Source organism: Orenia metallireducens (assembly GCF_003001995.1).
GTDB lineage: Bacteria > Bacillota > Halanaerobiia > Halobacteroidales > Halobacteroidaceae > Orenia > Orenia metallireducens_B.
Genome location: NZ_PVNB01000001.1, coordinates 334,049 through 346,202 on the forward strand (window position 1 = coordinate 334,049; position 12,154 = coordinate 346,202).

Annotated in this window: 9 protein-coding genes, 1 tRNA gene and 1 riboswitch; all 10 genes read right to left on the bottom strand. The window is 33.9% G+C overall.

Annotated features, from left to right (window positions below; translation table 11 throughout):
• Nucleotides 1-84: 84 nt before the first annotated feature.
• Nucleotides 85-435, bottom strand: a complete 351-nt coding sequence (gene panD, locus BX659_RS01465) for an aspartate 1-decarboxylase (protein ID WP_097017340.1) — start codon at nucleotides 433-435, stop codon at nucleotides 85-87.
• 35 nt (nucleotides 436-470) lie between these two features.
• Entirely contained in the window at nucleotides 471-1,322 is an 852-nt protein-coding gene (panC, locus tag BX659_RS01470) for a pantoate--beta-alanine ligase (protein WP_097017339.1), read from the bottom strand.
• Between the two features lie 540 nt (nucleotides 1,323-1,862).
• Complete coding sequence (panB, locus tag BX659_RS01475) at nucleotides 1,863-2,672, bottom strand: 3-methyl-2-oxobutanoate hydroxymethyltransferase (protein WP_097017453.1); 810 nt, start codon at nucleotides 2,670-2,672, stop codon at nucleotides 1,863-1,865.
• 90 nt (nucleotides 2,673-2,762) lie between these two features.
• Nucleotides 2,763-2,897, bottom strand: a complete 135-nt coding sequence (locus BX659_RS19340) for a hypothetical protein (protein WP_258176081.1) — start codon at nucleotides 2,895-2,897, stop codon at nucleotides 2,763-2,765.
• Between the two features lie 280 nt (nucleotides 2,898-3,177).
• A complete protein-coding gene (locus tag BX659_RS01480; protein ID WP_097017338.1) occupies nucleotides 3,178-4,854 on the bottom strand; it encodes a formate--tetrahydrofolate ligase in 1,677 nt (558 codons plus the stop codon).
• A 146-nt stretch (nucleotides 4,855-5,000) separates the two neighbouring features.
• Nucleotides 5,001-5,090: riboswitch (ZMP/ZTP riboswitch) on the bottom strand.
• Between the two features lie 190 nt (nucleotides 5,091-5,280).
• Complete coding sequence (ftsH, locus tag BX659_RS01485; RefSeq protein ID WP_097017337.1) at nucleotides 5,281-7,146, bottom strand: ATP-dependent zinc metalloprotease FtsH; 1,866 nt, start codon at nucleotides 7,144-7,146, stop codon at nucleotides 5,281-5,283.
• A 156-nt stretch (nucleotides 7,147-7,302) separates the two neighbouring features.
• Nucleotides 7,303-7,851, bottom strand: coding sequence for a hypoxanthine phosphoribosyltransferase (gene hpt / locus BX659_RS01490; RefSeq protein ID WP_097017336.1), 549 nt, complete (start codon nucleotides 7,849-7,851; stop codon nucleotides 7,303-7,305).
• 12 nt (nucleotides 7,852-7,863) lie between these two features.
• A complete protein-coding gene (tilS, locus tag BX659_RS01495) occupies nucleotides 7,864-9,333 on the bottom strand; it encodes a tRNA lysidine(34) synthetase TilS (RefSeq protein ID WP_253250698.1) in 1,470 nt (489 codons plus the stop codon).
• A 60-nt stretch (nucleotides 9,334-9,393) separates the two neighbouring features.
• On the bottom strand, nucleotides 9,394-11,784 hold the full coding sequence (gene spoIIE / locus BX659_RS01500; RefSeq protein ID WP_097017335.1) for a stage II sporulation protein E: 2,391 nt from the start codon (nucleotides 11,782-11,784) through the stop codon (nucleotides 9,394-9,396).
• Nucleotides 11,785-12,059: 275 nt separating this feature from the next.
• Nucleotides 12,060-12,136 (bottom strand) — tRNA-Met (locus BX659_RS01505).
• Nucleotides 12,137-12,154: the final 18 nt, after the last annotated feature.

Sequence of the window (12,154 nt, forward strand, 5' to 3'; positions counted from 1 at the left end):
ACAAAGGGCTGGTTTTTAGCCCTGAAGAAGTAGCTAATAAAAAAGCGTCATAATATCTATCTTTTGTATCAATCCCTAATCAGACTAAGAAACAATCTGATTATCTTCATTTACTAACACAACCTTAGGGCTTAATTCTCTAGCTTCACTCTCATCCATTAGAGCATAGGAGATTATAATTACAGCATCCCCTCTTTGAGCCTTTCTAGCTGCTGCTCCATTCAGGCAGATAACTCCTGAACCTCTCTTGCCCGCAATAACATAGGTCTCTAATCGTTCACCATTATTATTATTTACAACCTGTACTCTCTCATTAGGAAAAATATTAGCTGCTTCCATCAACTCTTCATCGATAGTAATACTCCCTACATAATTTAAATTGGCATCAGTTACTGTTGCCCGATGAATCTTTGATTTATGCATCATTCTCAACATAAGTTATACCTCCATAAAATCATTAATTAAACAAATCAGCACTTGAGCTCTAACATCAGATTATCGATCAACCTTGTTTCTCCTATATACACAGCTAAAGCAATTAAAATTTCACCCTGAATCTTGTTGATATCCTCTAAGTTGTCCTGATTTACTATCTCCACATAATCAATCTTAGCCAAAGGTTCTTGATTAATCAACTTTATTATCTCTTCTTTAATCAGCTTAGCATCAGTTTCTCCAGCAGCAACTAATTGCTCAGCCAGTTGCAAAGACCTATACAATACCAGAGCAGCTTCTCTTTCTTTTTGATTTAAATATTTATTTCTTGAACTCATAGCCAAACCATCTGCTTCTCTAACAATAGATACAGTTATTATCTCTAAATCAAAATTTAAATCCGCTACCATCTTCTTAATAACCAAAACCTGTTGAGCATCCTTCTGACCAAAATAAGCCTTATCAGGATTAACAATGTTAAACAACTTACTTACTATAGTACAAACCCCATCAAAATGACCAGCCCTAGAAGCTCCACAGAGCCTATCAGTTAATCCATCTACTCTAACTGTAGTAACAGCACCCTTCAAATAAACTTCTTCAACCTCTGGAGCAAGGATAATATCTACCCCTACTTCTTTAGCCAAAGTAGCATCATATTCTAAATTACGAGGATACTGTTCATAATCTTCTGTTGGACCAAACTGGGTTGGATTAACAAAGATACTGACGATTACAATATCATTGTCCTTTTTGGCTTCTTTCATTAAGGTTAAATGTCCCTGATGTAAGTATCCCATCGTGGGAACAAACCCAATAGTCTTGCCTGCTCTTCTCTCTTGCTTAACATACTTTCTAATCTCAGAAATAGTCTTGAAGATTTCCATATAGATCCTCCTTTGCGGTTATACAACTCAACTTCTCACTCCATCTTAAATACTCTTCTTAAAAATATGTAATTTTAAATGAAACTTTATGGTGATATTGCAACACTTTTTACTTTTTTAAAAGTAAGCAATATTATTAAAATATTTTTCGGGAAAGCTTATCAGCTTTTTCCCGAGTGACTTTTAGCATTGCCCTAAAAGTCACCAAAAGGTCTAGAAGAAAATATACCTACGAGTCTATAGACCAAGACTCTCCGTGGCAAAAGCAGCCCACTCTCTCAGCAATCAAAGTCTTAATTATTATTAATATTAGACTTTCTAGTTAAGATTTTGATTGTCTTTAAGTTTTAATTCAATTTTTGCTTCGTTCAAACAATAATTTTCTTCGGTTTTAAAGACCTTAACTGTAAACTGTACACCGTCTCCACAAGTTTAAAGAACGAAACTCTTCGTGTAAACCACTGTCAACTCGACCGAAGTGTCGTAATATCTATATATAAAGACTACATTCAAATCTCATTTCAGACTTAAAAACCTACATCAATTAAAGCTCTCCTCCTGATTAGGAAAACTCCCACTCTCAACTTCCTCTTTATAATTTCTAAAAGCGACACTCATCTGCTGATTTAAGTCAGCATATTTTCTAACAAATTTAGGGGTAAAATCTGACAAGATTCCTAACATATCTTGACTAACCAATACCTGACCATCACAATCTTTTCCTGCCCCGATACCAATAGTAGGTATAGATAATTGTTCAGTAATTTCTCTTGCTAATTCTGCTGGTATACACTCTAACACTACAGCAAAAACACCAGCTTCTTCTAAAGCTAAGGCATCTTCTAGTAATTTCTTGGCAGCTACTTCTTCTCTACCCTGCACTTTAAATCCACCAAATCGATTGACAGATTGCGGAGTAAGACCCAAGTGTCCCATTACTGGAATACCAGCATTTATAGTCACTCTAATCTCCTCTACTATCTCCTTTCCTCCTTCCATCTTCACCGCCATTGCTCCACTCTCTTTAATAATACGACCAGCATTCTGAACAGTCTGATTGATATCACCTATCTTATAAGCCATAAAAGGTAAATCAGTAACGACCATGATCCTTTCAGTTGCTCTAGTTACGGCTTTACTATGATGAATCATATCTTCAAGAGTAACCGCTAGGGTATTTTCATATCCTAAAACAACCATCCCCAAAGAATCACCAACCAAGACAATGTCAACCCCTGCTTTGTCAACCAGCTTGGCTGTTGGATAATCATAGGCTGTCAACATTGTAATCTTCTCTCCTGATTCTTTCTTCTGTTGTAAGGTTGTAACTGTTGTACAATCCCTTCTCATTCTCTCACCCCATTTAATATCTTTTTTAGCTCGCTTATCTTTAAAAATTAAGTTCTTCTCTTCTTTGAACAATTTTAGGGGTATACTCGCCTACCAAATTAGCCCCTGCTTGGGTAGAAGATAAAGATCGGTTACTAAAATTCTATACCCCTTCTCTTTTAGTAGATAACCTATACTCTTTCCAATAAGACCAGCTCCAATAATAAGTATTCTTTTCTTATTCAAAAAAATTTACCCCCTAAATAGAAGAAGCCCCCGTATCCACAAGGGGGATAAGAGGGCTATTTATAAACATAACTAGATACAACTAGGTATAATTATCCTAATTTCCACTTAACCGTCTCAGTCCCTTGGGATCCAAGCGAAATATTCAACTGTTCTTTGAGCTTATAATAATTAAACTCGTTATTATTATACTAGTTAACTCTAACACTTTCAACCCAAAATATCATTTAATTACCAATATTTTTAACTCTTAACTACTTACTCGTCACCTATCACTGCTTTAGAATAACCCTGTAATCTTTCCATTCTCGTCAATATCTATATTCTCAGCAGCAGGTCGCTTAGGCAATCCTGGCATCGTCATTACATTTCCAGTTAATGCTACCAAAAATCCTGCTCCTGCAGATACATTGATCTTTCTTACTGTTACTTCAAAGCCCATCGGTCTTCCTTTTAAGGCAGGATTATCTGATAGTGAAACAGGAGTCTTAGCCATACAGATTGGCATCTTATCAAAGCCATCCTTAACTAATTGCTTGATATCCTTCTTAGCTTGAGCTGCAAAGTTAACCTTAGCTGCTCCATAGATTTCAGTAGCAATCTTAGCTATCTTCTCTTCGATAGAATCTTCAACATCATACAATACTTTGAAATCACTTGGCTGCTCAATTAACTCCAATACCTTCTCAGCCAACTTAATTCCACCTTCTCCACCTTTAGCCCAAACTTGTGATAAGGCTACTTCTACACCTAGTTCTTCACAACGTTCTTTAATTAAACTCAATTCCGGCTCTGTATCTGTTGGGAATTCATTGATAGCTACAACTAAAGGCACTCCAAACTTCTGTACATTCTCAATGTGCTTCTCTAAATTCTCCAATCCTGCTGCTAGTGCACTTAAATTCTCTTCATTTAATTCATCTTTACTAACGCCACCATGTAGCTTTAAAGCACGAGCGGTAGCTACCACTACAACTGCATCAGGAGCTAAATCTGCAAAACGGCATTTTATATTAAAGAACTTCTCTGCTCCTAAATCTGCTCCAAATCCAGCCTCTGTAACTACATAATCAGCAGTTTTAAGGGCTAACTTAGTAGCCATAACACTATTACAACCATGTGCTATATTTGCAAAAGGACCACCATGAATAAAGGCAGGAGTATTCTCTAGAGTCTGAACTAAATTAGGCTTAATTGCATCTTTTAATAAAGCCGCCATTGCACCAGCTACCTTTAAATCCTTAGCTGTAATAGCTTCTCCATCATAACTATAAGCTACAACCATCTTGCCCAATCTCTCTTTTAAATCTAATATTCCCTCAGCTAAACATAAGATAGCCATTACCTCAGACGCTACTGTAATCATATAGCCATCTTGACGTGGTTGACCATTGACTGTTCCTCCAAGACCTACTACTACCTCTCTTAAGGCACGATCATTCATATCTACTACCCGCTTAAAGTTAATTTTAGTTGGGTCTAAATTCAATTCATTTCCTTGTTTAATATGATTGTCAATCGCTGCTGACAGTAGATTATGAGCTATTCCAATAGCATGAATATCACCTGTAAAGTGTAGATTGATATCCTCCATAGGTACAACTTGTGCATAACCTCCACCCGCTGCCCCGCCTTTGATTCCCATACATGGTCCTAAAGAGGGTTCACGTAATGCGATAGCAGTATTCTTTCCTATCTTATTTAAAGCCTGACCTAACCCTACAGTAGTAGTTGATTTCCCTTCTCCTGCTGGAGTTGGATTAATTGCCGTAGTCAAGATTAACTTAGCTGTCTTTTCTTGCTCCATCAACCTCTGATAAGTCTCTAACTTAATCTTTGCTTTATAATCACCATATAATTCAATATCCTCTTCACTTAACCCCAGCTTGGCAGCTATCTCTTTAATATGTAACATCTTAGCCTCTTGCGCAATTTCAATATCAGACTTATAACTCATTTTTATCTCCTCCTTTTAAATTATCATTACTTTTAATATTTCATTATTTTTGGCTATTTATCCTTTAAAACCACTTTTAATAGATTTATACTTGAATCTACACTTAGCAAACACAAAAAGACCGCCCGAGCAAATAGTCTTTTCTTACTATCTGCCCAGGCGGTCGGCTAATCCATATATATGTCATAATCCACTATGGTTATATCCATAATTATCCGCCAGTCTTATGACTCTCTTTTGAATTGATTATAACACATACCTTTTTTATTAGTCAAGAATAATTAAAAAACACATAATCGCCTAATAGCAACTTAGCTTAAGTTTTAATATTTTACTCAAACTTAAGCTCAAACTAACTTACCAATAGACTTCAGACTATAATTTCCTTAAAAAAACCGCTAGCAATTAATTGCTAGCGGCTAAAATTTATTCTTCTTCATTATTATCTTTATCTTCTAAATCCCAATAATCTTCTTTAAGATCATCATAAAAACCAGGCTTATATTTACTAATAATCGCTTTAATCTCTCTTCTATTTAATGTTTCTTGCTCTTTTAACTCAGCTACCATATCTTCAACCATGTCTCTATTCTCTGTTAAGATAGTTTTAGCCATCTCATAACACTTTTCTACCAACTCTCTAGCCTCTTTATCAATCTGTGAAGCAACCTCTTCACTGTAATTTCGGCTACGTGAAATATCTCTACCTAAGAATACCTGCTCATTATGCTTTTGCCCTAAAGTTAAAGGACCAAGCTTTTCACTCATTCCATAATCGGTAATCATATTTCTAATAATCTTAGTAGAACGTTCTAAATCATTTTGAGCACCAGTACTAATATCATCAAGAAATACCTCTTCAGATACTCTTCCTCCTAATAACATAGTAACCTTGTCTAATAACTCAGATTTGGTGATAAAGCTTTTATCCTCTGTTGGCAAGTTGATAGTAAATCCACCTGCTCTACCACGAGGAATAATAGTAACTTTATGAGTTGGATCAGCATGCTCTAATAATTCTCCTAATAAAGCATGACCAGTCTCATGATATGACACGATATCTCTTTCCTTATCATTGATAATCTTACTCTTCTTCTGAGGACCAGCAATAACACGGTCAATAGCATCATCAAACTCTAACATACCAATTCTATCTTTATTACGGCGAGCAGCCAAAATAGCTGCTTCATTAGCTAGATTCTCCATATCAGCACCAGTAAAACCTGGAGTTCTACGAGCCAATACACCTAAATCTACATCATCAGCTAAGGGCTTATTCTTAACATGTATCTCTAAAACTCCTCTTCTACCTTTATAATCTGGTCGGTCAACAGTGACTTGACGGTCAAAACGACCTGGTCTTAACAACGCAGGGTCTAACACATCAGGTCTATTGGTTGCAGCCATCAAGATAATTCCTTCATTAGCTTCAAACCCATCCATCTCAACTAATAATTGGTTTAAAGTCTGTTCACGTTCATCATGACCTCCACCTACACCTGCTCCACGTTGACGACCTACAGCATCTAACTCATCAATAAAGATAATACATGGTGCACTCTTCTTACCTTGCTCAAATAAATCTCTAACACGTGAGGCACCAACACCTACAAACATCTCCACAAAATCAGAACCACTGATAATAAAGAAAGGTACTCCAGCTTCTCCTGCAACAGCTCTAGCCATTAAAGTCTTACCTGTTCCTGGAGGACCTACTAATAATACCCCCTTTGGTATCGTAGCACCTAATTTATTAAACTTTTCAGGACTCTTTAAAAATTCTACAACCTCAACTAACTCTTCTTTAACCTCTTCATAGTTAGCTACATCATCAAAGGTAACTTTCTTCTTTTCATTGTCATGTAGCCTTGCCTTACTCTTACCAAAGGACATCATCTTGTTGCCCCCACCTTGCATCTTATTCATGATAAAGATCCAAGCTGCAATTAGAATTACTGTTGGTAATAAGTAAGCAAAGACACCTGTCCACCAAGGTGGTTCTGGCTCAGGCCTTGTCTGAATATCAACTTCATTAACCCTTAATATCTCTTCAACCTTTTCAATAGTTCCAGGGATATTTATCTTAAATGTTTTACCTTCTAATCTTCCCTGAATTACATTTTCACCTATGATTGTAACCTGCTTAATTTTACCTGCTTCGACTTTATTTATAAATTCGCTATAAGTAATCTCTTCACTAGGTTGATTAGGCGCAATAATATATTGAGCTATTAAAACACCGATTGCTATGATTATCAAATAAAAACCTATACTCTTTGAAAATTTCTTCAACTATTAATCCTCCTTCCCCCAAACACACAAAAATAAAATCATATAATTTCACAATTATTTATTATACCATATTAAAGAAGTTATAGCAAACTAAGCAATCTCAAAATTCTTTTAATTTAAATAACTTAATTTAATTATAAAACCTTTCAAAATATACTAACCTTCATACACTTCAGGCTTAGGAACAAAGATAAAAGGTACATTTCTATACATTTCTTCATAATCCAACCCATAACCTACTACAAATTTATTTGGAATCTCAAATCCATTCCAATCTATCTCTACATGCTTTTCTGTTCTACGTTCTGGCTTATCCAATAAAGTACAAACCTTGATACTCTTAGGATTACGAGTTTTTAGCATATTAATTACATGCTTTAAAGTTAAACCAGTATCAATAATATCCTCTACAATTAAGACATGCTTATCTCCAATACTCTCTTCTAAATCTTTGATAATTCTAACATTTCCTGTAGTAGTAGTTCCACCTTCATAACTGGTAACATCCATAAAATCAAGAATTACTGGTAATTTAATTTGGCGAGCCAAATCAGCCATAAACATTACTCCGCCTCTTAAAATACAGACCATAACTATCTCATCATCTTGATTATAATAATTAGTTATCTTTTCTCCTAATTGAGCAATCCTCTCTTCTAACTCTTCTTCTTTAATTAATATCTCTTCAATAATTCCATCTAGCACTATAACTCCTCCTTAATTTATAATTTCAATTATTAGAATCTTCTCTGTTTTATCTGTGATTTTAAATCTATCATCTACCCTGAGTCCACCTACCCAGAAAATCTCATCATCCAAGGTCGTAAAAACCGGCACTTTATCCCTTTGATTCATTGGAACCTTCTCATCAATTAAAAAGTCTTTGACCTTCTTACTCCCTGTCATTCCTAAAGGATAAAAGCGATCTCCATCTTTACGCTGCCTTAAATAAAACTCTTCACCTATTTTAGAAAAATCTAAACAAGCAATATTGGGATTATTAAGAGTCTTCTTCCAAGGGAATATTTTATCAACAATCTCTGCTTTAACCTCTAAATCTATTTGGGGAATTCTTTTGCTCCCTAATAATAACCTCTGCTTAAAATAATTAATGCTATTAATAGCTTCTGTCGTAAAAATTATCTCATGATAATTCAATCTAACTATTATTCCTTGGGGCAAATCAAGCCGACTTCCAGTTTCAGAATTTTTAATCAAATCCAGAACTAAATCGATATGTTCATAATAAATATCCTGATAGCTTCCTTTTAAAAATTTAATACCCTCTCTAATAATTCTTCTTTGTATAGCTAAATTTAATTCTAATAATTTTTCGCAATTTAAGGTTAATTTACCACTACTCTTATTTATAGTTAATTCAGCTAACTTCCCCATTGTATACTGCCCTAAGAAGTTCTCCTCTTCTCTTAAGATATCTGCAGTTTTGTTTAATGTAGAGACTAGATTATTATTATATTCCTCTATTAATAAAGGTATTAAATTTAATCTAAGTTTATTTCTAAGATATATAGTTTCTAGATTACTCTTATCAATTCTTGGGTTTAAGTTATACTCTTCACAATAAGCCTCTATCTCTTCTCTAGAAATTTCAATCAATGGTCTGATTATCTTTCCGTGTTTAGGATAGATACCACTTAACCCCTTTAATCCAGCTCCACGCAGAAACTTCATTAATACAGTTTCAGCCTGATCATTAGCATTATGTCCAACGGCAATTCTGTCAATATCCAGCTCTTCCATTAACCCAAAAAAGAATCTGTACCTGATTTGACGGGCTGCATCTTCTAGAGATAATCCCTTTTCTTCTTGATAAGCCTTAACATCGCAAGCTTTCCTAGTAATAGCAATACCCCATTTTCTTGCTACATTTTCTATAAACTTAGCATCCTCTAGTGATGCTTCTCCTCTAATCATATGGTCTAGGTGAGCAATATGTAAATATAGATTATATTCTTCCTTTAATCTCTTTAAGCTATGTAATAAAGCAAGGGAATCAGGCCCCCCTGATACCCCTATTAAAATTCTATCCCCATTATTAATTAATTTATATTTCTCTATCGTAGATTCTACTTTAGTTAGCAAAGACATCTCTTCTATATCCCCTCTAAAAGCTATTTGATACCAAAGTTGTTTATAAAAAAACAAATCCCAAAATAAAGCTTCCATACACCTTTAATTTCTACAAAAATATATAATTTCCTGCTTAATTTAATTATTTATTCTATCTTAACACTTATCAACCCTAATTACAAGTACAGTCATATCATCTTTAAGCCTATCATTCTCTGATTGGGCTTTATCAAGAATATATTGTGCCAAAGATTGAGGATCATTAATCAGATTATTCTTAAGAATTCTAAGCACCCATTCTTCTTTAATAGTTAGATGCTGGTTACTATCTAAGACCCCATCGGTCATCATAATAATTAAATCCTTATCTTGTAACTGTAATGAATTAGGTTCTATATCAACTTTATTCAAAATACCGATTGGTAAGGAAGTAGACTTAATCATACTAATATCTGAACCTCTTTTAATAAAACTAGAAGCTGACCCTACCTTTACAAATTCAGCTTGCCCAGTTGCTTGGTCAACGTTGAATAGATCAACAGTTGCAAAGGAATCTTCATAAGATCTAAGACCTAAAGCCGAGTTAACTATATGTAATGATGATTCATAATCAAGACCAGCCTGTAACATCTTCTGCAATAAGTTAACAGCAGTTCCGCTTTCTTGAGACGCCTTAGCTCCAACCCCCATTCCATCACTTAAAATAGAGATAAACTTACCATTTCTTTGTTTAAAGAAGGTATAGTTGTCCCCTGAAACATCTGGATTAGAACTTAAAGTAGCTACTCCATACTTGAACTGATAATTGGCCCCAGGAGCTAATTGGCAGATACAGCTTCTTTTACCAAGCTCTGCACCACATTCATTCCAAATCATCTCTAAATTCAAATCAAGTTTACTATTAAGCAAAGGAATCATCTTCTTAGCACAAGTACTCTCTCCGTTACAGCTATTCTTTCTAATGGTAAACTCTAGCTCCTCATTATTATAGTTGGTAGCTAGAACCTCTTTAATCATAAATCCATTATTCTCTAAAATAGAGTATATCTTATTCTCTATCTCATCTTCTGTTCTAATTTCAACTTTAAATTCTTTAGATAATTTATCTATTACTTGAGACATACCGACTAACTGATCTAATAAGATTCTTTCACTACTCTCTAATCTAGACCTCCAGTAATTATTAAGCTCATACATCTTAACAAATTCATTAATTGCAGTTGCTAATTTTATCTTTCTTGAGCAGCTGATGGTCATGATATTTGTTAAATCATCTACTGTTACTTTACCCCTATTTTCAGCTATTAATAACAGATCAAATAAAGAATTATAAGTCTTATAAAAAGAGTTATTCCAGCAAGAGTTATACAAATCGCATTTAGAACATACTTTATCAGTTAATAAGTCTAGAAAAGAGCCTATATTCTTCACTTCCTCTTGTTCAGTCACACCTAACTCAACAAAAGAACTCGATAACTCTGTAAATATATCTGAAAACTCTTCCATTCTATTTGAAATAAAGGACTGTAATTTTCTCTCCTCCAATCTCAAGCCTCTATACTTATCATCAATCAGAAGGTTTAAGGCAGGTAATAAACTATTAGGAGTTACTAGCAATAGCCCAGAAGCAATTAAAACCTCTTTTAATAAGACCATAATAGAAATTGCTTCATTAATAAAGATAAGATAAATAATATTACTTAAGATAAAACCTAAGATTATCCCTAATTTCTTCTGCTTCTTAAAACTACCAGCAATTAATGCAGCTAAAGCGTAATTACCTATCAATGGGGTACTATCTAAATGAGAAATACTATAAAAGAACCCTAATAATACCCCAACTACAGTAGCTAAACTTGTGCCAGCAGTTAAAGCTATAATCATAATTAAATAGATACTAGCTACCCGTACTAAGTTGATAGAAGCAATCTCTTCAACAGGCAACCCACCAATCGATAAAGCACTTACTATAATAGCAAAAATCAAAATCATTATATTTTTTTGACTTTTATTCTCTAAATAAATTAAAAAATCTGGTAATATTCTCAAAGATAATAGAGTAATTAAAAATATAATAAGAACTTCAGAGGTAACTAAAATTATATTAGCAGTAGAAGAACTGAGTACTATCTCAGGAATCTGACATAGAAAAACACTCAAACCTGCTAATAAAGAATACTTTAATGGCTTGCAGTCATCTAAATAATTACTAGCTATTACTAGTATAACCATACTAATAATATATTTAACAGCCAAAAATTCTAATTGAACCATATATCCTATTGCCACTCCACTAAATATAAATAATAATCTTGAAACCCCTGTTATTTTCTTCTTAACCTGATATAAAAACAGAGCAAAATAAACAAATCCAAAAGGTGTCAATCCATCTAAAATAGTAGCTCGTCCAAATAAAAAGGCGATTAAAGATAGAGTCAAGTTCATATAAGGTATACTATTTAAAGTTATAAAAAAAGAACTCTTCTTGGACTCTTTATTTGTGAAATCACTCTTTCTTTGATAAATAGGCAATTCTAAACTTCCCAAAATAATTCCTCCTCTTTATTACATTAATTGTAAATTTTATCCTTATTATACATCTTTCAAGGAGGAGATTTTGTCGATAAACAGAGATAATCGTTCAAAAAATTAAGACAGTAAAACTTATTTATTTCCATATTTATCCTGTAAATAGAGATTTAAATATATTCTTCTAGCTTAATTTGTTACTTTATATACTTATATAGGTGAATATACTAAAAAAGACACCATCTAAAAAGATAGTGTCTTTAATCTATATATACGTTTATTAAATTCAAGTTTGGTAGCGGCGGAGGGATTTGAACCCCCGACTCTACGGGTATGAACCGTATGCTCTAGCCAACTGAGCTACACCGCCATGTTTTGGCTAACAGCT

What these genes read in the sequence shown, in the direction of transcription:
- panB (WP_097017453.1), bottom strand. Translation starts at nt 2,672, where the DNA reads ATGAGAAGGGATTGTACAACAGTTACAACCTTACAACAGAAGAAAGAA.
- tilS (WP_253250698.1), bottom strand. Translation starts at nt 9,333, where the DNA reads ATGGAAGCTTTATTTTGGGATTTGTTTTTTTATAAACAACTTTGGTAT.
- BX659_RS01480 (WP_097017338.1), bottom strand. Translation starts at nt 4,854, where the DNA reads ATGAGTTATAAGTCTGATATTGAAATTGCGCAAGAGGCTAAGATGTTA.
- panC (WP_097017339.1), bottom strand. Translation starts at nt 1,322, where the DNA reads ATGGAAATCTTCAAGACTATTTCTGAGATTAGAAAGTATGTTAAGCAA.
- panD (WP_097017340.1), bottom strand. Translation starts at nt 435, where the DNA reads ATGTTGAGAATGATGCATAAATCAAAGATTCATCGGGCAACAGTAACT.